Source organism: Teichococcus coralli (assembly GCF_009829925.1).
Taxonomy (GTDB): domain Bacteria; phylum Pseudomonadota; class Alphaproteobacteria; order Acetobacterales; family Acetobacteraceae; genus Pseudoroseomonas; species Pseudoroseomonas coralli.
The window spans coordinates 73649-93703 of sequence record NZ_SNVJ01000007.1; the positions used below are offsets into that span (position 1 = coordinate 73649).

The following is a 20055-nucleotide window of genomic DNA, read 5'->3' on the forward strand; positions in this document are numbered from 1 at the left end:
GTGAAGCTGTGATCTAAGGTTGTGGACAGGCGCTTGTTCTCTCGCTGAGAATTATCGCGTGGAATCCGGCAGGACAAGGCTGAGGCGGATGCTGCGGGTCTATACATGCCTGACGCAGGAGCACGATTTACGCCTCGTCCTACTGGCCGGGCTGGTTGACCTCGCGGGCACCCTCGTCGCGCTTGGCGTGCTGCGACGGGCACGCGGGGTGCATGGCTTGTCCCGCGCCGGCTGGCTGGTCCTGGCCGGAATGAGCGGCGGCGCCGCCATCTGGTGCACCCACTTCATCGCAATGCTGGCCTACATGCCGAGCCCCGCGCTCGGCTTCGCGCCGACGCTCACGCTTGTTTCGCTGGTGGTCGCCATGCTGGGCTGCGGCCTCAGCTTCGGCGTCGCCGTCGGAGGGCCGCCATGGGCCTCCCTGGCGGGCGGTGCGCTGCTCGGCCTCAGCGGCAGCGCCATGCACTACATCGGCATGGCGGCGTACGGTGCCAACGGCATCCTGGCCTATGACGGCCTGCTGGTCGGCGCATCGGTGCTGCTGGCGGTGCTGTTCTGCATGGCAGCCTTGTTCCAGGCGCTGCAGGGCGATGGCTGGCGCGGATGGCTGGAAGGCGGGCTGCTGTTCTGCCTGGGAATCGCCGCCCTGCACTTCACCGGCATGGGCGCGATCGAGATCCTTCCCGCTCCCCGGCAGCTGGCGAAGGGAAGCACGGCCCAGGAGCCGCTCGCGCTGGCGGTCGGCGTGGTGGCGCTGCTGGTGGTTTCCGCGACCGCGACCGCCTGGCTGATTGACCGCCGCAACGAGGAGACGGGACGGGGCAGGATGCGGCAACTGGCCCTGCACGACGGCCTGACAGGGCTTCCCAACCGCCTCGCCTTCAGCACCCACCTCAGCCGGCAGCTCGGCGCGGCGCGGAGCGGAGGTGGCGGGCTGGCCCTGCTGTGGCTCGGCCTCAACCGCTTCAGCCAGGTCAACGACCTGTATGGACAGGCCGCGGGCGACGCGGCGCTGCGCGATTACGCGCACCGGCTGGACCGGCTGCGGCCGGAAGGCGGCATGGCCGCCCGCATGGGCAGCGACGAGTTCGGCCTGTTGCAGCCCTATGGCTCGCGGCACGAGGTCGAGATGCTGGTGAGCCGGTTGGAGGCGATGGCCTTGCTGCCGGGCGAGGCCAGGGCCGGCATCTCGGCCGCCATCGGCGTGGCGCTGTTTCCCCACGACGGCGGAAACGCGGAGGCGCTGATGGCCAATGCCGCACTGGCGATGCGCCGCGCCAAGGCGATGCGGGCCGGTCGCGCCTGCTTCTATGACGCCGCGGAGGACGCCTCGGCGCGCGACAGGCTTCGGCTGGCCGACGACCTGCGGCTGGCGCTGGAGCGGGCGGAGTTCCGTCTGTTCTACCAGCCGCAGGCCCAGGCTCGCAGCCGCCGCCTGTGCGGCCATGAGGCGCTGATGCGGTGGCACCATCCGGAGCGCGGCCTCATTGCGCCCGGCATCTTCATTCCGCTGGCGGAGGAGACCGGACTGATCCTGGCGCTTGGCGAATGGGCTCTGCGCACCGCCTGCGCCGAGGCGGCGGCGGAGCCGAGGCTGGGCAAGGTGGCGGTGAACCTTTCGCCGCTGCAGTTCCGCCAGCCCGGCCTGCCCGAGCTGGTGGCCGGCGCGCTGGCCGAAAGCGGCCTGCCCGCCGCGCGGCTGGAGCTGGAGATCACCGAGTCGGTGATGATGCGGGACCCGGAACGGGCGGTGGAAATGCTGCAGCGGATGAAGCGGCTGGGCATCAGCGTGGCGATGGACGACTTCGGCACCGGCTATTCGTCCCTGGCCACACTGCGCGCCTTTCCGTTCGACAAGATCAAGCTCGACCGCTCCTTCATCCCGGAAATCGAGAGCGATCCGCAGGCGCGCGCCATCCTGCGGGCGGTGCTGGGCATCGGCCGCGGGCTCGGCATTCCGGTGCTGGCGGAGGGGGTGGAGACGGAGGCGCAGCTCGCGACGCTGCGCGACGAGGGCTGCGCCGAGATCCAGGGCTACCTGCTCGGAGCGCCCTGCCCGCTCTCGATGCTGCATTTTCCAGCCGCCCGCGCCGCCACCGCATGAGCTGGGGGTGGCGGCGTGGCGCTCAGCCGCGATGCACGCGCAGCGGACCGAAAGCCTGGCAGACCGGCATCACCTGCAGCGTGTTCACGTTGACCCGGGCCGGACGGGTGGCGACCCAGTGCACGGCGTCCGCGATATCCTCCGGCGTCAGCGCCTCCGTGCCCTGGTAGACACCGGCGGCCTTGGCGGCGTCACCGCCGAAGCGAACGGTTGAAAACTCGGTGCCGCCGACCAGGCCGGGCTCGATGTCGGTCACCCGCACCGCGGTGCCATGCAGGTCGGCGCGCAGGTTCAGGCTGAACTGGCGCACGAAGGCCTTGGTGGCGCCATAGACGTTGCCGCCGGGATAGGGCCACTCGCCCGCCGTGGAGCCGATATTCACCACATGGCCGCGGTTGCGCGCCACCATGCCCGGCAGAACGGCATGCGTCATGGCCACCAGCCCCTTGGTGTTCGTGTCGATCATCGTCTCCCAGTCGGCCAGGCTGGCGCGCTGCGCAGGCTCCAGGCCGAGGGCGAGGCCGGCATTGTTGACCAGCAGGTCGATCTCCGCCCAGTCGGCCGGCAGGCCGGCGATGGCGGCCTGGATGGCGGCGCTGTCCTGAACGTCCAGCGTGAGCGGAAGCACCCTGGCTTCGCCCAGTTCCCGCGCCAGCGCCTCCAGCCGGTCGGTGCGCCGGCCGGCGGCGATGATGCGCGCGCCGTCCTGGGCGAAGCGGCGGGCGATGGCGGCGCCAAAGCCGGCGGTGGCGCCGGTGACGAGAAGGATCATGCGGCTGGCTCCTGGCTCGGTGCCCCTTGCGTATGGCAGCGTGCCCGGGCCGAGGGAAGCCCGCCCGACAAACCCCGGCCGGCGACAAGGTCGGAGAAGCGAGTTCCCCCGGCCTTTCCGTCAGCCGACGCGCAGCAGGCGCGGACCGTGCTGCCGGAGCCAGCCATGCGCCGCCGCGCGATGCGGGCTGAGCCGGGCCAGGCTGGCCCAGAAGCGGGGCGAGTGGTTCATCTCCCGGAGGTGCGCCACCTCATGCGCCACCACGTAGTCGAGCACCCAGGGGGGTGCCATCACCAGCCGCCAGGAGAAGGCCAGGGTGCCGTCCACGGCGCAGCTTGCCCAGCGGCTGCGCGGATCCTTCAGCCGGATGGCTTGCGGCGCGACGCCGAGCGTGGCGGCATGGCGCCAGGCACGCGGCGCGATGCGCAGCGACGCCTCGGCGCGCAGCAGCGCCAGAACACGCCGCGGCAGCGCCTCTTCCGCGCCGCCGACCAGGATGCGGCCTTCGCTCAGCAGCGCCGAGCCCGGGCGTGCGGTCTCGTGCTGGACGAGGTGGGGCACGTCGCCGACCGGCACCGCGACGCCAGGGGCGAGGCGCAGCGGCGGCGGCAAGGCGTGCAGCCGGGTGGCCACCCATCCGGCATGGCGGCGCAGCAGGGCCAGGCCGGCGCGTTGGCTGGCGGTTGGCGGCAGGGTGACGACAACCTCGCCCTCCACCGGATCGATGCGCAGCGAGACCCGCCGCGCGCGCGGCGAGACGCGCCAGCGCAAAGGGCAGCGCAAGGGTGGCACGCCTGGCGCGAGGCGGAGCAGGATGCGTTCGGCGCTCTCCGGCAGAGCGGTCACGCCGCGGCTCCGGCCGGTCAGAACTCCGTCCCGTCCAGGGCACGCCGCATGATGTCGGTCAGAGCCCGGGGACCATAGGGCTTGGTCAGGAACAGGGCTCCGGGCATGTCCTCCGCCAGCTGCGGCGTGCCATAGCCGGAGGCGAAGACCACCCGCAGGCCGGGCCAGCGCCGCAGGGCCTGCTGGGCCAGCTCGATGCCGGACTGGCCGGGCAGGCCGATGTCGGTGAACAACACGTCGAAGCTGTTGCGCTCCAGTTCACGCAGGGCATTGCGGGCATCGCGCGCGCTGATCACGGTGTAGCCGAGGCTGCTCAGCATATCCTCGCTGTCCATCAGGATCAGCGGATCATCCTCCACCAGCAGCACGCGGGCGCCCGTGGAGGCCGGGGCCGGCTGGCGGCTCGGGGCGGGAACGCGCGGCGCGGCGACGGCCGCCAGGGCCTGCCGGCGGTTGTTCAGGGTGTGGCGAACCTTGCGCGCCAGATCCTCGCGCCGGTAGGGCTTGGAGAGCAGGTTCACCCCCGGGTCGAGCCGGCCGCCATGCACGATGGCGTTCTCCGTGTAGCCCGAGGTGAAGAGCACCGCCGCATGCGGCTGCAGCGTCTGGACCTGCCGCGCCAGGTCGGGGGCACGCACCGAGCCGGGCATCACCACGTCGGTGAACAGCAGGTCGATCGAAACGCCGCTCTTCACCAGATTCAGCGCGCTCTGCGCGTCCGAGCTGCGCAGCACGGTGTAGCCGAGATCGGTCAGCAGATCGACAACGGTCGCCTGCACCACCGGGTCGTCCTCCACCACCAGAATGGTTTCGTGGCCGCCCTCGACAGGGAGGATGGCGATCTGCGGAATGGCTTCCTCGGCGCTGTGCGTGCGCGGCAGGTAGATGCGCACCGTGGTGCCCTGCCCGACCTCGGAATAGATCTTGATGTGGCCATGGCTCTGCTTGACGAAGCCATAGACCATGGAGAGGCCGAGGCCGGTGCCACGCCCCTCGCGCTTGGTGGTGAAGAAGGGCTCGAAGACCTTTTCCAGCACCTCGGGCGCCATGCCGCAGCCGGTGTCGGAGACGGCGAGCATGATGTACTGGCCAGGCTGCACGTCCTCGTGCTGGAGGGCGTAGATCTCGTCCAGCATGGCGTTGCCGGCCTCGATGGTCAGCTTGCCGGCGCCGTCCATGGCGTCGCGCGCATTGACCGCGAGGTTGAGAAGCGCGTTCTGCACCTGGTCGGGGTCCGCCAGGGTGTTCCACAAGCCGCCGGCGATCACCGTCTCCAGCTCGATCGCCTCGCCCAGCGCGCGGCGCAGCAGGTCGTCCATGTCGCGCACCAGCCGGCCAAGATTGACCGCGCGCGGCTCCAGCGGCTGCCGTCGCGCAAAGGCAAGCAGCTGGGAGGCCAGCTTGGCGCCGCGGTCCACCGCGTTCAGCGCGGCCTCCAGCCGGCGCTTATCGTCCGGCACCACGATCGCCCGCTGCAACATCTGCAGGTTGCCGCTCAGGATCTGCAGCAGATTGTTGAAGTCATGCGCCACGCCGCCGGTGAGCTGGCCGATCGCCTCCATCTTCTGCGACTGCCGCAGCGCCGCCTCGGTGCGCCGGCGCTCGGCCTCGCTCTCCTCCAGCGCGCGCGTGCGGACGCGCACCATGTCCTCAAGCTGATCCTTGTAGCGCTCCAGTTCGTCGGCGATGCGCTTCTGCTCGGTGACGTCGTAGCCCAGCACGAAAATGCCGGAGACGCTGCCATCGGCATCGAGGATCGGCTGATAAACGAAGTCGAGGAAGAGCTCGGCCAGCGGCGCGTCGGCATAGCGGTTCAGGCGGGCCAGCATGTTGCGGGCGCTGAACACCTCGCCGGTGGCGAAGACCCGGTCCAGGATCTCGAAGTAGGGCTGGCCCGCCAGCTCCGGCAGCGCCTCGCGTACCGGCTTTCCCAGCAAGTCCGTGCGTCCCACGAGATCGCAATAGGCTTCGTTGGCGATCTCAAAGACATGCTCCGGGCCGCGCAGATAGGCGGCGAAGGCCGGCGCCTGCTCCACGAGCCGGCGAAGATGCGCCCGCTCGGCGTCCAGCGCGCGGTTGACCGCCTCAACCGCCTGGGCACGGCGGAAGACGCTCTCCTCCAACCCGATCGCACCAGCGCCTGCCGAGCGCCGCCGCAGAAGCTGCATTTCGGTGATGTCGTCGGTCTGCTGGAGGATGAAGGCCAGCTCACCGGCCTCGTTGAGGATCGGCGTGTGGGTCGCGCTCCAGAAGCGCTCCTCGAAACGGGGTTCGCCCGGCCCGTCGACCGGGATGGCATAGCGGATATGCGCGATCGTGTGCCAGGTGCGGGTTTGCAGCACCGTTTCGAGCGAGTGCCGGAGCTGGCGCGTGCCCTCCCCGCCCGGATCATGCGCGCCTCCGGGAAAGGCCTCGAAGATGTTGCGCCCGAGGATGTCCCCGGCACTGCGCCCGGTGACGGCAAGATAGGCGCGGTTGGCCCAGACCAGGGTGAACTCTGGATCCAGCACGACATAGGGGTGCGGCGCGGCATCAAGCAACCGCCCGAAATCCATCGCCGCAAGCCCTGAAGTTTCCTGCAATGAGTCCATCCTGCCTGCCAGCTGTGGTGGTTACACCGGCACCGCGGGAACCGAAAGGGTGAACCAAGCCGCCGCCATGCCACCGCAGCGTGGCAAGGCATCGCAGCCTAGCCGGGAAAGCCCTTCAGCTCGATCTCGACGAAGCTGAACGGCTCGCTGCCGGCATTGACCACGTTGTGCTCCGCGCCAGGAGGGCGTTCGTAGGAAGCACCGGAGCCGAGTTCCGCCTCCATCGTCTCACCGCCAGGCAGCTCGAGGAGCATCTGTCCCGCCGAGAGCGGCACGACGATATAGCGATAGCCATGCCTGTGCCAGCCGGTCTCCGCGCCGGGCGGGAAGTCCCAGCGCGTCGCCCGCATCTCGGCATTGTCGATCTGCACGGTGGCGATGGCGGGCGGGCGGCAGCGCAACGGCTCCTCAAAGGCCTCGGGGCGACCCGGGTTGGACGGGCTCATGGCTTGCGCTCCTCCTTCGCTGCAGCCGGCCACTCGCCCGGCCATTCCACGACATGATCCTCAAGGTCGCCGGCCCGGCGTTCCGCCACCACGCGCCCGCTGACCGAGGCACCGGCCTCGTGCACCGTCTCCGGCCGGCCGGAGATCAGCGGGTGCCACCAGGGCAGGTCGTGACCCTCGGCGACCAGGCGGTAGGCACAGCTCGGCGGCAGCCAGTCTATCCGGGCGAGCCGCTTCGGCGTCAGCTTCACGCAGTCCGGAACATGCGCACGACGGTTGGCGTAGTCGCGGCAGCGGCAGCTCTGCCCGTCGAGCAGGCGGCAGGCCACCTCCGTCCAGGCCAGCTCGCCGGTATCCTCGTCGCGCAGCTTGTGCAGGCAGCAGCGGCCGCAGCCGTCGCACAGGCTTTCCCATTCGGCACGCGTCATCGCCGCGAGCGGCTTGGTCTTCCAGAAGGGAGGTTGGGCGCCCATCCATTCATCCTAGGCGGTCGTGACTTGACGCGGGAGGGAACGGAGAGCGAACATAAGGACCTATGTCCGAGCTTTCACCTCCCGAGCGCACGCTTCGCGTCTGCCGCGCCGCTTCCCGGCTTTGCGGGCGGCTGGGTTGGGCGCCCCTGCTGGAAGTGCCCCTGCCGAGCGGCCGCCGCCTCGATATCCTGGCGCTGGAGCCGGATGGCGGGCTCACCGCCATCGAGGTGAAGAGTTGCGCGCGCGACTTCCAGTCGGACAGCAAGTGGCACGAATACCGTGATTGGTGCGACCGGCTCTACTTCGCCGTGGACCTCGATTTTCCACAGGCGCTGTTGCCCGAGGAGGTCGGGTTGATCGTGGCGGAAGATGGGGACGCGGCGATGCTGCGGCACCCGGCGGAGCACAAGCTGGCGCCGGCGCGCAGGAGATCCCTGCTGCTACGCTATGCCAGGCTCGCCGCAGGCAGGTTGCAGGGCATGCTCGACCCGGCCGGGGCGCTGGAACTGCGCGCCGCGCTTCGGGTGGAGTGAAGGCGAGGGCGGGAGGATCGAATTCCCCCCGGGCTTCCCCTTGCCGGCTCAGGGGATTTCCTCGGGAAAGAGATGCGTGCCATCCGCCTGCAAGGGCAGCGGCATGGACCAGCGCAGGGCCGTGAGCGGCAGCGGCCCGTAGAGGTGCGGGAACAGCCCCGGGCGCTTGCCGCCACTGGCAGGCTCCCACCGCAGTGCTGGGCCGAGGGCGGCGGCATCCGCCGCCAACAGCCAGAGGTCACGCTGACCGGCGCGGTGCTTCGCCGCGCTCTCCCGCAACTGCGCCGCAGTGGAGAAGTGCAGGAAGCCGTCCCGCGCATCCTCGGCGCTGCCGCGATAGACACTGCCGGCGCGCGCCTCCCGCCAGTCCTCGTCCCGGACCATGGTGTAGATGATGGGTTCCATGCTCCCGGAGTTTACCGGACCAGGAGGCGGTAGAACAGCATCCCGCCGATCTCGGCCACCGGCGCCTCGCCCACAGCCCAGGGCGGAAGTTCGCCGGCATCGTGCGCATGGGTGGCGCCGCCGGTCGGGTCGGCCAGGGCACCAGCGGCAGCACGCGCGGCGATGCGGCGGCACACGGCCATGCTGGGGTCGCCGGGCGGAATGGCCTGCATCAGCATGTGGCGCATATGGTTGCGGTTCCAGCAGGAGAACTGAAAGGGAGCCCGGCAGATGGCCGCCAGCCCCCGCCCCCAATGCGTCACGCCTTCCCGCTCCGCCAGGCGCACGCGATTCATGATGGTGGCGGCCAGCGCCTCGATGGCGCGCACGGAATGGGTGCCGGCCTCGGCCCAAAGCGTCAATGCCAGGACCTCCTGCGCGGAGAGGCCGGTGCCGGCGACAGGAGCGGCCAGGGGAATATGGCTCATGGGGGGCGGTCTCGCTTGGGTCCGGGGGGAAATCAGAGGTGGTCGTCGGCGCCGCGGCCGCGCTGGGCGGCCTGCAGCGCGGCGGTCGCGGCCGAGGCGCGGGAGACGGCGTCCAGCTTCTCCTCGATGCGGAGCAGTTGCCGGCTCAGCCGCTGGTCCACATCGCGGATCAGCGAGAGCGGCACGTAGGTGCGGGCGACCTCCAGCTTGAAGGCCGCCAGCTCGTCGCGCGTGCGCGCCAGGGCGTCGCTCTCGACGCGCGGCGCTTCGGCGAATTCCACGGGCCGGTCGGGCAGGCCACGCCGCAGCCCATGCAGCATCCAGAACAGCACGCCCAGCAGCGGTGCCTGCACGGCGGTAGCCAGCGTCTGGGGTTCCAGATCGAGCGGGTTCATCCGGCCCTCCTCGGCCTTCTTGAACGACGACGGCGCCGGCGCCACCCTGGGGAGGGCGGCACCGGCGCCGGCCGGAAACGATTGCGATGGAATGATGTGGAACGAGCCCTACCTAGAGACCTGCTGCCGCTCCGCCCTTCATCGGCTGGAGCTGAGCGGCGCGCTCGGTCGCCCGGACGGGCTGAAGGATGGCCCCTGCCTGCATCGCCTGGCCGGGATGCGGCTGGCGGCGCATCAGGCGGACGGCCGTTTCCGCATCACCCCGGAGGGTGAGGCGCGGCATGAACGAGAAGTGCTGAGGAGCAGGCCCGCGGCCTGAGGCGGTCAGCGGACGCAGTTCGGCCGTTGACGAGCGGAGCCTAAGGCACTTCCGGCGATCGAGTCAACAAAAAGTGAACATCCTAGGGCGGAATTCGCCCATACCGGGAAAGAGGTGCCCCGGCTTCCTTCCCAGTCTGTCATACGCCCATCCCCAACGATGCCGGCAAGCGAGCCGCCGGAGCGTCTCAGTTAAGCGGCCGCCGATACGCCATACCATCCGGCAGGAGATCGAGTTCCTCACCCGGCGCGACAATGCTGATCTCAGTCTTGATGCTCACGCCATCGAAAAAATCCGAGAAGATTTCAGTCTCGACGCAGGCCAAGTCCTCAAGGTCGTCCTCAGAAGGCTGCTCATCGAACTGCGCGAGGAGCCGCAACCGCTTTTGGACCTGATCCCCGGCGACGGAGTAGACGACGAGGGAAGCCGGCGTCTGGCCGCCCAGAGCGCGCCGCGCCGACCAAAGAAGCTTCTCGCGCAGCCGTTCCAGGTTCGCCCAGTCGGTCATCCCCCTTCATCTCCGGATGTTTGCCGAGACCGCCTGTGCGACCACGGTCAGGCGCCCAAAGATGCGGGGCGCTGATAAGCGACCCCCTCCGCCAGAAAGTTCGGCTTCTCGCCGGGTGCGATGACCTCGATTTCCGTTTCAACACGAACGTCATCGAAGAAGTCCGCGAAGATTTCGGTTTCCACGGCGAGTAGATCTTCAATGTCATCCTCGGAAGGCGGCTCATGGAAGTGAGCCCGAAGGCGCAGCTTTTTCTGCGGCCGTTCCACCTTAACAGAATAAGCATGGAGTGAAGCAGGCATCTTTCCCGGGAGCGCACGCTGCGCCGACCAGAGAAGATTTTCGCGCAGCTTTGACAGGTTTGCCCCGTTCGTCATTCAGCCCGCCCTCGAGGTTTCGCCGGAACAATATGGGCGCCGCGTGATGATTAGTGGATTATGCCAGGCGTCGTCGCTGCTTCTCGTCCATCTTTGTGCCGATAGACACCAATGATACGATCGCCAGCATCGAAACGTTCGCGAGTACCTCCAACTCCAGGTTTGCTACCGGCTACGATATGTCCTCTGCCAGCAAATTCGCGCAGCAGAGCATGGGGGTCGGCCGTCAGCGTACTCCGCCGAGGGTCAGTCTGAGCTCCGGGCTGATGATGCCGCTGTCTGTCCATAGGGATGTCAAAGCGCGGCTCGGCGCTCCGCCGCGGGGAGGGCGCCCGTGAGACAGCATTGCCGAAGCTTTGCCCAGAGGCCCGGCGAAGCCACCCCCGCCCTCCAGCGGCATCTCGCGCCGACCGAAGCCCTCCAGGAGATCACGCCGGCGCGCGATGAAGATGAACGACCCACCGCCGCGCGGGGGCGGCCCGGCCGATCCGAAGCGGCCGAAACCGATGCCTTCGTTCACCAGATCCGGCACGGCGCGCGTGTAGGCGCTGACATGCTCCGGCCTGCCGTTTCGCGTGCGGTTATCGGCGCTGACGGATACGCCACCTGCCATCGTGGTTCCTTCCTGCGGCCGGCTTGAAAATCTGTGCGGCAGGAGCGTCGCTAGAGCAGATCCCGATCCGGTGGAATCACTGGATCGGGTAAGGCTGCTCGCCAAAACAACCGGCTAGAGCGTTTGACGTGAGCCAGTGCGAACGGGAAACCCCTCTAGGTGATCCCGCGCCAGCCAATGCCGCGCGGCGCCGGCGGCGCGCCGGGCAGCCGCACCGGCTCGGCCAGCAGGCAACCGGCCAGCGCGTCCAGCGCGTCGTCCCGCGTGCCGGCGGTGTCCGGCTTCCACTCCGCCATCTCCGTCGGGAAGGGCGTGCGGAACACCTGCGCATGCGCATGCAGCCGCCGCGCCGCCAGCACCGGGTCGAGTGCGGCGAGGATGCGCTCCTGCTTCGGCCGGTGGCTGTGCTGCTCGACCACCGCGCAGGGCACCCCGGCCCGCGCAAGCTCCCGCCGCAGGATGGCGGGCAGGAAGCGGCCGATGCCGTTGGTCTCCACGCGCAGCACCGGCAGCAGCAGCTCACGCGCGATGCGCGCCACCCGCTGGCATTGCTGCGTCGCCGGGTCCTCCGCGCCGCCCGGCTCATGCGTCAGGTAGCTCAGCCGGTGCAGGTAGTGGTTGCCCTCGGCATCGGCATAGGTGGCGGCCAGCACGCTGCCGTCGCCCGAACCCGGCCGCCCATAGGCCGGGTCCCAGAAGCCGCCGCCCGAGACCATGCGGCGCCCGAGCAGCCGCAGCAGCGGCCGCCCCTGCGCCTCCTGGTACTCGGTTTCCTCCTCGTAGCGGATGATCTGCGCCGGATCGAGCCGCGCCGCGCCGCTCGCCACCGGCCGCAGCAGCATCTGCCGCCCGAAATGGATCGGCCCGACACGCTCGCGCATCTGCGCCACCAGCGGCGTGGCGAAGCGTTCCGGCCAGGCGCTGCGCCCGGCCCCGTCCAGCAGCGGAATGCGCAGGCGGCTATAGCCGGAAAGATAGGCCTCGCCCTCCTCCGGATGCAGGTAGAGGCTTTCCGCGCAATGCGGCGTGCCGACGTAGAGAATGGTACCGCCCGGCGTCAGGATGAACTCCGTCTCCGCCAGCCGCTCGCGCAGCTCGGCGCGCTTGCCCGGCGTGTCGCAGTTGCCGGCGACCTCGACGTCGTCGCAGATGATGACGTCGGCGCGCAGGCCCGTGATGTTGCCGCCGAGCCCCGCCGCCAGCATGGAGGGATCGCGCAGCGCACCCTGCCGGTTGACGGTGAAGCGGTCCACCGCCCAAGCCTCCGGCGAGGATGGCACCAGCGGTCGGCACAGCGGATGGCGCTCGACGATGCGCCGCACCGTGCCCACCATCTTGGTGGCGAGCGCATGGTCCGCTGCCACCACCAGAATGCGCAACTCCGGCCAGCGGAGCAGCAGCCAGGCGCAGTAGAGCCCGACCAGCGTGGACTTGCCGCAGCCGCGAAAGGCCATCAGCAGCAACCGGCGCTCGTCAGCCGCGCGCCGCGCCTCCAGCCAGCGCAGAATGCGGCGGTGCACGGCCGGCGTGCCCTGCCCTGCCAGGTTGTTCCAGATCCAGACGAATTCCGTCAGGTCAGCCGGACGGTCCGTCATCGGCGTCGCACTCCTCCTCGGTCGGGGGCTCCTCGGCCAGCGCGCCGCGCGCCTGGCGCAGCAGCGCGGCCGCCTGTGCCAGGCCACTTTCCTCCTCGCCCGCGCCAGTGGCACGGGCGAGCTTCAACAAATGCTCCAGATGCGCGAGAGCCGCCTTCGCCGCGGCATGGTGCGCGGCGAAGGCCTTGGCGTCGTCATGCGTGCCCGGAGCCGGGCCATGCGCGACGAAGGTGTTGTAGTCCTCGACCACGCGCCGGATGGCTGGCTGCAGGTCCTCGATCGCCACCACGTCCCGCCGGCTCATGACGCCCCTTCCCCTGCTTCATCGGCGCCGCGCTCAGCCGAGCGGTCCATGTTCAGACCCTCGGCTTCACGGCACGGACATAGAGTGTGCCGGCATCCACGGTGATGCTGCCGCCACTGACATTCTGTGCGGTCACCCGCACCTGATCGAGGCTGGCGGTGCCGCCCACCGAGGCGTGGAACACCACGCCGCCGTTCTGGAAGCCACTGCTCTTGGCGAAGCTCGCCTGCACGAAGTCGCCCTGCCGCACGCCGGGAAGCGCGACGTCACGCGTCGCGCTGGCGCCAGCCGCCAGGTTTGGCACCACCCATCCCGCATCGGTCACGCCGTACTCGCGCGTTCCCCACTTCCGACTGCCGCCGAAGAGCAGCGCCGGCGCATGCAGCGGCGAGCAGTAGAGGCGCAGCGCCTTCAGCACGGCGTTGGCGCTGCCGCCACGAACGCCGATCGCGGCGAACCGTGCATTTGCATGGAGGGTGACGCGCTGCAGGCGGTTGATCGGCAGCCCGCCCACCAGGCTGTCGAGATCCGCATTGCCCTCCCAGAAGAAGGACGGACTCCCCGCCCAGACCGCGTTCATGTTGGAGAGCAGCGCCGGATTCGTCGCCCCGAGCACTGCCTCACTGGCATCGAACTGCATCACGATCGGCCGCAGCTCCGAGCCTTCGGCGGCGATGAAGAACTCCTTGCAAACACTGCAATCCACCACGAAGGCAAGCGCGCGGCTGGTCGGGATGCCGACGCTGTCCGGGTTCAGCGCGAACTGCGACAGGCCGGCGAAGGCGAAGCCGTTCAGGTTCGCCGGCGGCCCTGATGGATTGCCGGAAAGCACCGCCATCTGCTCGAAGCCGATGCCGTCGACGTTATCGATGGTCTGCCGGAAGGCGCGCCGCCGGACATTCTCCGCCGCGGCGACCAGGCGTGGAGTGCCCTGCGCCGCGCTGGCCTGGTGCAGGGGGATGACCGTGCCGCCAGCCCGCGTCGCCGTGGCCGTGTACTCGACATCGGCGCCCGTGAAGGCATAGGTGCCGACATAGACGACCTCGTAGAGGCAATCATTCGCACCGCCCGCGTGCCGCGCCACATTAGGGCTGCACTGCTCCATCCGCACGCCGCGGGCGATGATGCCGCGCTCGTCCCCGGCCTCCAGGAGGAAGGGGATGGCCGCCACCGTTCCCGGGCTGCCCTGCCGCTGCAGCTCGAAGGCCGGGCCGGTGAAGAAATGCGCGTTGTGTCGGGGGTAGGCCCCTGGCGCACAGGAGAAGCGAACGCCGAAGCGGTCGCGCGTCGGGTTGGTGCTGGCGCTGTTGGCGAAGTGCCCGCCGATGTAGCGCACGGAGTTGTTCCAGCCCGACGCGGTCGCCGTATGCACGTCGAGGCCGATGCGGTTGTTGACGAACCGGCCGAGGTACATCGTTGTATCCTCGAAGCCGAGCTCGACACCCTCGGTCCGCGTGCCGATGGTGAAGCCCTCCACCTGCCGGACCTCCACCACGGACGCATCGAGGTTGCGCAGCAGAATGCCGATGTCGCGCTCGTCCAGCCAGTCGGTGATCGTGGCGCGCAGCACGCGCAGGCCCTGGTACAGCTTCGCCTGGTTGCGCGCCGCCGCGCCGTCGCCGAGGGTCAGCGCCGTCACACCCCCTGGCCCGGCATAAAGAATGCTGCCGCGCATCGTCAGCCCCGCCGCCGCGCCCGGAAGCGTCAGCGGAATGGTCGTGCGGTGCGTGCCCTCGCCGATGACGAGATGCTTGCCCGAGGCCGCGGCAGCGTTCATTGCCGCCTGCAGCGCCGGTCCGTCATCGCTGACGCCGTCGCCCGTGGCACCGAAGTCGCGCGCGGAAAGGCGCTCGGCCAGCTTGTCCTCCACGGTGCGCGGGATCGCCCCGCCAAACGGGGCGAGCAGCACCGGATCACGTGGCACGGCAGTGACGTTGCCGACGCTGTCGAAGCCAAGCAGGCGATTGACGCGACCGCTTCGCGCAGGCAGTACCAGCCTGGCAGGAAGATCACCCGGATCGGCACGGATGGCGCCTGTCAGATTCTCACGCATCTCCTGCAGCGATGCGACCTGCCGGTCCATTTCGTCATTGAGCGTCTTGGCCCGCAGCACGCCGTTCGGCTGGAAGTCGGTAACGCGCTCGATCAGCATCACGCGCCGCATCAGCAGCTGGCGCCCGGCTGCGGGAGGCGCGGCGAACACCACCCTGCCGCCCTCCGAGCTGCCGGCACCCGTGATGGTGAAGCCATCGTACTGCACCAGGCCGTCCAGGCGGACCTCAAGGTCGGCGCTCTCGAAAATCGGGAACGGATAGATGAAGACGGTCTGCGCGCCGTCCGCCACGTAGTGCACACGCGGCGCGACGTCGCCGATGCGGATATGCTCGGCCATGCGGGTCTCTCATGCAGGAGGGGAATCGGGGCGTCCGGGCGGCCGCGGGTGCGTCGGAGCATTTCCCGTTCCCTCACGCTCACGGGAAATGCTCGCAGCCCTGGATGATGGATGGGCGTCGGCGCCGCGTCAGTCCAGCAGCGAACGCAGCGCCCCTCCGAAGCTGTTGCCGGCACGCAGCCATGTGGTCAGCGATCCGTCGCTGTTGAGCAGGGAGGAGCGGCCGGCCGACATCCGCGCCGCGAAGGCGTCGCTGCTGTCCTGCGCTGCCTCGGCGGCATCGCGCTCCAGGCCGGCGGTGATGGCGCCGGCCGAACCCTGGTCCGGACTGATCCCTGACGCGGCGAGGCGCGCGCGCGTGGAGGCGACGGTGCGCTCCAGCCGGTCCTGCCGGGCGCGCGCCTCGCTTTCCTGCTGCGCGGCAAGCTGCTGCTGCCGGGCGGTGAGCGCCTCCGCCTGCTGTTGCTGCTGCGCCTTGGCTTGTGCCGCCTGCGCCTGGCCCTGGCGCACCGTGCCGTAGAGCGAGGCGCCCGTACCGATCAGCGTGGCGATGGGGGCAAGCTGGGCCATCAGTCGTTCATCCTCGTCTCGGTGGTGACGGAAAGCAGCGTGAGCGGCAGCGGCGTGTCGCCTTCGATCCGCCAGAGCGGCAGCATGGTGTCGCGTCGCCAGCCGAAGGCGCGCAGCGTGACGTCGCCGGTGAAGCGCGGCGGCGCGGCATCAAGCACGGGCGTATCCATGCGGCGGAACGGCACATTCTGCGGCCCGCGTCCGAGATCCACCGTCAGCGCCGCGGTTTCCAGCAAGCGGAGGCCGATGGAAAGCAGACGAACAGGCCCGCTGCGCGTGCCGCCCGCGCTTACAAGCTGCGGCGGCAGCGGCTCGATGACATGGCTGTAGCCGAGGCCGACCTGCACGGCGGAGGCGGCCGGATCGAGCGACACGCCGCCATTGGCGACCGTGGCGCTGCCGCGCGGCGCGCCATCCGCCACCACCTGCACGCTGCGTCCCGCCAGATGGTCGAGGCCATTCCACAGCGTCCGCTCCGTGCTGTCGTTGCCGGTCAGCCCGGCATCCACCGCCAGCGCATCATCGAACCTCTCCAGCCGCAGCGATCCGGCCCGCTCAACAGCACACCAGATCGTTCCGTCGATCTCCGCCAGCGCGCGAAAGGCGCCGTCGGTGTCCTGCCGCGTCCAGGCGGTGACCTGCTCGGCGCGGTAGAGCGTCAGGGTGGCAAGCCACCCACCTGCCATGGCCACGTGCAGCAGCCGGCCCGCCTGGTCATAGGCCATGGAGACCGGCCGTTCCACCAGGTGCCGCGCGACGAGCGCCAGGTCGTTCGCCTGGTAGGCCTGCTGCACGTCGGTGTAGGCATACTCGTGCACTGCCTGGCCCGAGCGCGCCACGAACATGGTGCTGCCATCCACGTCCACCGGTGGAATAATGCGATCGACCGGCGAGCCGATCCGGGTCTGCCGGTGCAGCTGGATGGAAGCCGGCGTCATCGGATCGCCCGTCACCATCCATTCAGCGCCGGAGGTGAAGACCTGCAGGTGCCGCCCGGAGAAGACGGCACGGATGGCGTTCACCTGGTCGGAGAGCAGGCCGAACTCGATCGCCTGGTCGTCCAGCCCGGTGCCGAGGTCGAAGTTGAACAGGTCGCCCGAGCACGAGAGCCAAAGCCGGTTGGGCAGATCGCGCGAGCCGCCCAGCACCAGGCGGTCCTGATGGAAGCAGGCGCAAACCGGCCAGCCGCGCGCCGGGCTGAAGGCCGCTTCGTCCCAGTCGCTGCTGGCCGCCGTGTCCGGCAGCGTGCCCTCCACCTGCGCGCTGGCGCTGGTGGCGGAGAGGATCGCCGTCACCCGCAGCCGCTTGCCGCGCAACCGCAGCCGCGCTCCGGAATGGCCCGCCTGGAAGAAGGGAGCGCTGGTTGCCAGCGTCACGCTGCCGGTGGTTCCGCTGGCGGCCAAGGTCACCTCCGGCGCGGCGAAGCGGAAGAACGGCTCCGCCACCCACGGCCACGTCGTCATGGTCCAGGCCACATGGCTGCTGCGCGTCACCCGCTGAGGCGGCATCTCGGGATGCAGCAACAGCAATGTGTCGGCGCTCTGCGTATGTGCCATCTGGTCGAGCATCGCCGCGGTCCAGGGTGCGCTCAGGCTCGCCACCGCGACATCACCCATGAAAACCTGCAGGCGCTGATGCGTCAGCACCAGCAGGTAAGTCTGCTCCGTGTTGAACTCGAAGGCGATGAGCCGCGCGGAGCCGGGCAGCATGGCCACGTGCCGCAACCCCGGCCGCCGCGTCACGCCGCCCGTGGGCTGGATGAACACGTTGCGCAGCCGCCGCGCGCCGTTCTCGAAGGCGCGCAGGTCGCCGCGGCCAAGCAGCTGGTCGCTCAGCTCACCCGCGGCAAAGCTCGTCTTGGTGCTGCGGTCGCCCGCCATGTGTCATCTCCTCGCGGCAATCAGCGGGAAGTCCTCAACGGCGCGCGTCGTGCTCTGCTGGCTGTCGGCGGCGCGCGCACGACGGAACTCGGTTTCCGCCAGTCGGTGCAGCATCTCCGTTCGCGAGGAGCTCTCGGTCAGGGGAATGCAGAACTCGGCCGCCAGCCGCGCAACCAGCGCCGCGGCGAAGAAAGCGGGAAAGCCGCTCTCCGCAGGCCGGAAGAGATAGGTCAGCGTCACCTGTGAGGCGTTCGTGTGCAGCCGGCTTTCATTGAGCCGGTACGCAAGCCCACGGCCCCGGCCACCTTCTCCGGCGGAAAGAACCCGCAGGAAGTCCGATGGCAGCTGGTAGGCATAGGCGTAGTCGGCGTGCGGCGTCTCGACGAGCCGCGGCAACTCCATCTGGCCGGTCGCGAAGGACCAGGGATGGGCGGAAAGCAGCGCGTCGCAGACCAGAGGATAGAGATGCGCCGCCACCTCCGCCTCGGCGGTGCCTTCGTCAAAGGAGGCGATGGGCTGCGCACCGATCTTCAGCAACGCGCGCGAGCAGAGGACGAGGGCGGACAGCGCCATCGGTCGGAACTCCCGGAAGGTTGCAGGAAGGCTGGGGGAATGAGTTCCCCCAGACGCCCTTCTTTTTTCTGTCAGTTCCCGCGCCCGCTCACTGGCGCCCCTCGAACTGACTGAAGAAGGAAGGGAGTGCGGGGAAATTCCTTCCCCCGCACGTTTTCCGATTACTCGGCGGCGCGCATCCGCACGACGCCGGCCGCGTCGATCATCACCGCGCCCTGGCTCATCATGTTGTTGACGAAGTGGGCGGCGCGGTCGCCATGCCACGTGATGTCGGTCACCACCTCCTGCGCGACGGCATGGCCGATGGCGGTCTTGTGATAGAAGTAGCAGAAGCGCAGATTGCCGCTCTTGGTCAGGCCGGAATGCGGCATCCAGGTCGCGCCCAGCCAGCGCTTCACCTGCGTGCCCTTCCAGGGCAGGTCGTCGTCGCCGACATACTGGGCGTTGGCGAACTCCTGGATCTGCAGCAGCTCGCTCCACTGCTTCCAGCCGACGATGGCGAAGCGATTGCCGTCATCCGGCACGTCAGCGGCGCCGAGCATCTCGAAGGCCATCAGCACCTTCGCCTTGGTCAGCCCGTCGGTGTCGCCGGTGCCCGGCGCGGTGCCGACCGCCTCATGCGTCGCCGTGTCCAGCGCGGCGATGATCAGCTCGTCGGTCTTGCGGCCCAGCGCATAGGCCCCGGCGCTGGCCACCACCTGGCGCTCGTCAATGTTGGTCTTTAGCTCGTCAAGACGGTCGATCCACTCGCCGGCATAGTAGTCCTGCAGGAAGCACTCGACATTGGAATGCGAGAGGTTCATCACCGGCACCGCGCCGTTGCGCGCCTTCGCCGCCGCGATGCCGCGGCCGACGATCGGGAACACGGTGGAGGCGCCACGCACGTCCGTCTTGCTGCGCACCGTCGGGCGCAGCTTGCTGCCCTGCCGCTGGTAGGCGTCATGCACCTCGGACTGGAACTGCTTCGTGAAGACCTGGTCGATGGAAGCGGACATGCCGATTTCCTTAAGAGGCGGAATGGTGGGATGGGTTCAGCCAGGCGCTCCGGTTGGCCACGCGGGGCCGGAGCGGCAGGCACGCCGCGGCACCCGGCAATGCGGGTTGCGCCACGGCGGAAAACGGTTGGAAGACGGGCGCGCCGGAACCCCGGCGACGCGTCAGCCCTGACCGAAGAGGCGCTTGAAGCCCTCGGTCACGCGCTTGACGTATTCCGGCTCGCGCGAGCGCCAGTAGCGCGGGTCGCGCATCATCTTGCGCAGCGCCTGCTCATCGAGCGCTTCGGCAGGCTCGGCATTGCGCGCCAGGCTCGGCTCGCTCTTCGCCATCATCCGGTGCAGCGCCAGCACGCCCTCGGCGGTGGTGGAAAGCGCCTCGAAGACCGGCGGCGCCAGGTTGGCACGACCCCAGGCGGCGATCTGCGGCGCGATGCGGCGGAACTGCTCATCGCCGCCGAATTCCTGCGCCAGCCGCGCCACCTGCTTCTGCGCCTCGTAGTCGGCCGCCGCCTCGGCGATCAGCGGCAGCAGCCGCTCGGCCGCGAGATCATAGACAAGCTGCACCTGCGTGCAGGTGAAGCCCGCCTCGTGCAGCCGCTTGTTGATCTCCGGATCCGGGCCGCAGAGCTCATGCTTCGGCTCCACGGCGTATTCCTCCGGCGCATCGGGCACGCCGATGGCGCGGCGAAAGCGGGCGCGCTCCTCCTCCGGCGCCTCCGGACCGGGCGGCGCGAAGCGCTGGGAGAGGCGCTTCTCCAGCTCGCGGTAGGAGCGCAGCAGCGCCTCCACGCGCAGGCTGCCGGTCTCCGGGTCCCGGAACTTCTCCGGAATTTCCTCGGCTGCCGCCGGAGCGGCGCCCTCCGCCATCGCGGCCTCAAGCAAGTTCTCGGACATGCG

Annotated in this window: 22 protein-coding genes; 3 read left to right on the forward strand and 19 right to left on the reverse strand. The window is 69.5% G+C overall.

The annotated features are described in order from the left end of the window. Nucleotides 1–88: 88 nt before the first annotated feature. The gene (locus E0493_RS10095) at nucleotides 89–2104 is read left to right on the forward strand and encodes a putative bifunctional diguanylate cyclase/phosphodiesterase (protein WP_160936818.1); all 2016 of its coding nucleotides are present in this window, start codon (nucleotides 89–91) and stop codon (nucleotides 2102–2104) included. A gap of 22 nt (nucleotides 2105–2126) precedes the next feature. Here the strand turns inward: E0493_RS10095 and ydfG are convergent, their stop codons facing one another. The 5 genes from ydfG to E0493_RS10120 form a co-directional block, all read right to left on the reverse strand. Next, nucleotides 2127–2876, reverse strand: a complete 750-nt coding sequence (gene ydfG, locus E0493_RS10100) for a bifunctional NADP-dependent 3-hydroxy acid dehydrogenase/3-hydroxypropionate dehydrogenase YdfG (RefSeq protein ID WP_160936819.1) — start codon at nucleotides 2874–2876, stop codon at nucleotides 2127–2129. A gap of 120 nt (nucleotides 2877–2996) precedes the next feature. After that, nucleotides 2997–3722 (reverse strand): M48 family metallopeptidase, encoded by a 726-nt coding sequence (locus tag E0493_RS10105; RefSeq protein WP_367614486.1) that lies wholly within the window; start codon nucleotides 3720–3722, stop codon nucleotides 2997–2999. A 17-nt stretch (nucleotides 3723–3739) separates the two neighbouring features. Further along, complete coding sequence (locus tag E0493_RS10110) at nucleotides 3740–6304, reverse strand: response regulator (protein ID WP_202397039.1); 2565 nt, start codon at nucleotides 6302–6304, stop codon at nucleotides 3740–3742. A 107-nt stretch (nucleotides 6305–6411) separates the two neighbouring features. Then, nucleotides 6412–6759, reverse strand: a complete 348-nt coding sequence (locus E0493_RS10115) for a cupin domain-containing protein (RefSeq protein ID WP_160936821.1) — start codon at nucleotides 6757–6759, stop codon at nucleotides 6412–6414. Next, nucleotides 6756–7232: a YcgN family cysteine cluster protein gene (locus E0493_RS10120; protein ID WP_160936822.1), complete on the reverse strand. Its 477-nt coding sequence runs from the start codon at nucleotides 7230–7232 to the stop codon at nucleotides 6756–6758. Before E0493_RS10120 ends, E0493_RS10115 begins: the two co-directional genes overlap by 4 nt. 62 nt (nucleotides 7233–7294) lie before the next feature. Between E0493_RS10120 and E0493_RS10125 the strand changes: the two genes are divergently transcribed. Then, entirely contained in the window at nucleotides 7295–7765 is a 471-nt protein-coding gene (locus E0493_RS10125) for an MmcB family DNA repair protein (RefSeq protein ID WP_160936823.1), read from the forward strand. A 48-nt stretch (nucleotides 7766–7813) separates the two neighbouring features. On the opposite strand, the gene E0493_RS10130 is transcribed toward E0493_RS10125, so the two are convergent. Genes E0493_RS10130 through E0493_RS10140 form a run of 3 tightly spaced genes read right to left on the reverse strand, consistent with a single transcriptional unit; the run spans nucleotide 7814 to nucleotide 9032 of the window. After that, nucleotides 7814–8170: a DUF952 domain-containing protein gene (locus E0493_RS10130; protein WP_160936824.1), complete on the reverse strand. Its 357-nt coding sequence runs from the start codon at nucleotides 8168–8170 to the stop codon at nucleotides 7814–7816. Nucleotides 8171–8181: 11 nt separating this feature from the next. Continuing rightward, nucleotides 8182–8637 carry a cell wall hydrolase gene (locus E0493_RS10135; protein WP_160936825.1) on the reverse strand — a complete coding sequence of 152 codons (456 nt, stop codon included), beginning with the start codon at nucleotides 8635–8637 and terminating at the stop codon, nucleotides 8182–8184. A 32-nt stretch (nucleotides 8638–8669) separates the two neighbouring features. Further along, nucleotides 8670–9032: a hypothetical protein gene (locus E0493_RS10140; RefSeq protein WP_202397040.1), complete on the reverse strand. Its 363-nt coding sequence runs from the start codon at nucleotides 9030–9032 to the stop codon at nucleotides 8670–8672. Between the two features lie 94 nt (nucleotides 9033–9126). On the opposite strand from E0493_RS10140, the gene E0493_RS10145 reads away from it, so the two are divergent. Beyond that, complete coding sequence (locus E0493_RS10145) at nucleotides 9127–9351, forward strand: hypothetical protein (protein ID WP_160936954.1); 225 nt, start codon at nucleotides 9127–9129, stop codon at nucleotides 9349–9351. 187 nt (nucleotides 9352–9538) lie between these two features. Here the strand turns inward: E0493_RS10145 and E0493_RS10150 are convergent, their stop codons facing one another. The 11 genes from E0493_RS10150 to E0493_RS10200 form a co-directional block, all read right to left on the reverse strand. Beyond that, nucleotides 9539–9859, reverse strand: coding sequence for a hypothetical protein (locus tag E0493_RS10150; RefSeq protein ID WP_160936826.1), 321 nt, complete (start codon nucleotides 9857–9859; stop codon nucleotides 9539–9541). A gap of 47 nt (nucleotides 9860–9906) precedes the next feature. Next, complete coding sequence (locus E0493_RS10155; protein WP_160936827.1) at nucleotides 9907–10236, reverse strand: hypothetical protein; 330 nt, start codon at nucleotides 10234–10236, stop codon at nucleotides 9907–9909. Between the two features lie 226 nt (nucleotides 10237–10462). Further along, nucleotides 10463–10849 (reverse strand): hypothetical protein, encoded by a 387-nt coding sequence (locus E0493_RS23085; RefSeq protein ID WP_202397065.1) that lies wholly within the window; start codon nucleotides 10847–10849, stop codon nucleotides 10463–10465. Between the two features lie 155 nt (nucleotides 10850–11004). Further along, the gene (terL, locus tag E0493_RS10165) at nucleotides 11005–12444 is read right to left on the reverse strand and encodes a phage terminase large subunit (protein ID WP_160936829.1); all 1440 of its coding nucleotides are present in this window, start codon (nucleotides 12442–12444) and stop codon (nucleotides 11005–11007) included. Further along, nucleotides 12425–12748 (reverse strand): hypothetical protein, encoded by a 324-nt coding sequence (locus E0493_RS10170; protein WP_160936830.1) that lies wholly within the window; start codon nucleotides 12746–12748, stop codon nucleotides 12425–12427. Before E0493_RS10170 ends, terL begins: the two co-directional genes overlap by 20 nt. A 52-nt stretch (nucleotides 12749–12800) precedes the next feature. After that, nucleotides 12801–15140: a glycosyl hydrolase family 28-related protein gene (locus tag E0493_RS10175; protein WP_160936831.1), complete on the reverse strand. Its 2340-nt coding sequence runs from the start codon at nucleotides 15138–15140 to the stop codon at nucleotides 12801–12803. A gap of 129 nt (nucleotides 15141–15269) precedes the next feature. Next, nucleotides 15270–15710: a hypothetical protein gene (locus tag E0493_RS10180; protein WP_160936832.1), complete on the reverse strand. Its 441-nt coding sequence runs from the start codon at nucleotides 15708–15710 to the stop codon at nucleotides 15270–15272. Further along, on the reverse strand, nucleotides 15710–17590 hold the full coding sequence (locus E0493_RS10185) for a hypothetical protein (RefSeq protein ID WP_160936833.1): 1881 nt from the start codon (nucleotides 17588–17590) through the stop codon (nucleotides 15710–15712). Before E0493_RS10185 ends, E0493_RS10180 begins: the two co-directional genes overlap by 1 nt. A gap of 3 nt (nucleotides 17591–17593) precedes the next feature. Beyond that, nucleotides 17594–18163, reverse strand: a complete 570-nt coding sequence (locus E0493_RS10190) for a hypothetical protein (RefSeq protein ID WP_160936834.1) — start codon at nucleotides 18161–18163, stop codon at nucleotides 17594–17596. A 161-nt stretch (nucleotides 18164–18324) separates the two neighbouring features. Beyond that, nucleotides 18325–19158: a phage capsid protein gene (locus tag E0493_RS10195; protein ID WP_160936835.1), complete on the reverse strand. Its 834-nt coding sequence runs from the start codon at nucleotides 19156–19158 to the stop codon at nucleotides 18325–18327. 162 nt (nucleotides 19159–19320) lie between these two features. Then, a complete protein-coding gene (locus tag E0493_RS10200) occupies nucleotides 19321–20052 on the reverse strand; it encodes a capsid assembly protein (protein WP_160936836.1) in 732 nt (243 codons plus the stop codon). Between the last annotated feature and the right edge of the window lie 3 nt (nucleotides 20053–20055).

Coding starts and splice junctions, on each gene's coding strand:
- E0493_RS10095 (WP_160936818.1), top strand. CDS start 89: ATGCTGCGGGTCTATACATGCCTGACGCAGGAGCACGATTTACGCCTC.
- ydfG (WP_160936819.1), bottom strand. CDS start 2,876: ATGATCCTTCTCGTCACCGGCGCCACCGCCGGCTTTGGCGCCGCCATC.
- E0493_RS10115 (WP_160936821.1), bottom strand. CDS start 6,759: ATGAGCCCGTCCAACCCGGGTCGCCCCGAGGCCTTTGAGGAGCCGTTG.
- E0493_RS10120 (WP_160936822.1), bottom strand. CDS start 7,232: ATGGGCGCCCAACCTCCCTTCTGGAAGACCAAGCCGCTCGCGGCGATG.
- E0493_RS10125 (WP_160936823.1), top strand. CDS start 7,295: ATGTCCGAGCTTTCACCTCCCGAGCGCACGCTTCGCGTCTGCCGCGCC.
- E0493_RS10130 (WP_160936824.1), bottom strand. CDS start 8,170: ATGGAACCCATCATCTACACCATGGTCCGGGACGAGGACTGGCGGGAG.
- E0493_RS10135 (WP_160936825.1), bottom strand. CDS start 8,637: ATGAGCCATATTCCCCTGGCCGCTCCTGTCGCCGGCACCGGCCTCTCC.
- E0493_RS10140 (WP_202397040.1), bottom strand. CDS start 9,032: ATGAACCCGCTCGATCTGGAACCCCAGACGCTGGCTACCGCCGTGCAG.
- E0493_RS10145 (WP_160936954.1), top strand. CDS start 9,127: ATGTGGAACGAGCCCTACCTAGAGACCTGCTGCCGCTCCGCCCTTCAT.
- E0493_RS10150 (WP_160936826.1), bottom strand. CDS start 9,859: ATGACCGACTGGGCGAACCTGGAACGGCTGCGCGAGAAGCTTCTTTGG.
- E0493_RS10155 (WP_160936827.1), bottom strand. CDS start 10,236: ATGACGAACGGGGCAAACCTGTCAAAGCTGCGCGAAAATCTTCTCTGG.
- E0493_RS23085 (WP_202397065.1), bottom strand. CDS start 10,849: ATGGCAGGTGGCGTATCCGTCAGCGCCGATAACCGCACGCGAAACGGC.
- terL (WP_160936829.1), bottom strand. CDS start 12,444: ATGACGGACCGTCCGGCTGACCTGACGGAATTCGTCTGGATCTGGAAC.
- E0493_RS10170 (WP_160936830.1), bottom strand. CDS start 12,748: ATGAGCCGGCGGGACGTGGTGGCGATCGAGGACCTGCAGCCAGCCATC.
- E0493_RS10175 (WP_160936831.1), bottom strand. CDS start 15,140: ATGGCCGAGCATATCCGCATCGGCGACGTCGCGCCGCGTGTGCACTAC.
- E0493_RS10180 (WP_160936832.1), bottom strand. CDS start 15,710: ATGGCCCAGCTTGCCCCCATCGCCACGCTGATCGGTACGGGCGCCTCG.
- E0493_RS10185 (WP_160936833.1), bottom strand. CDS start 17,590: ATGGCGGGCGACCGCAGCACCAAGACGAGCTTTGCCGCGGGTGAGCTG.
- E0493_RS10190 (WP_160936834.1), bottom strand. CDS start 18,163: ATGGCGCTGTCCGCCCTCGTCCTCTGCTCGCGCGCGTTGCTGAAGATC.
- E0493_RS10195 (WP_160936835.1), bottom strand. CDS start 19,158: ATGTCCGCTTCCATCGACCAGGTCTTCACGAAGCAGTTCCAGTCCGAG.
- E0493_RS10200 (WP_160936836.1), bottom strand. CDS start 20,052: ATGTCCGAGAACTTGCTTGAGGCCGCGATGGCGGAGGGCGCCGCTCCG.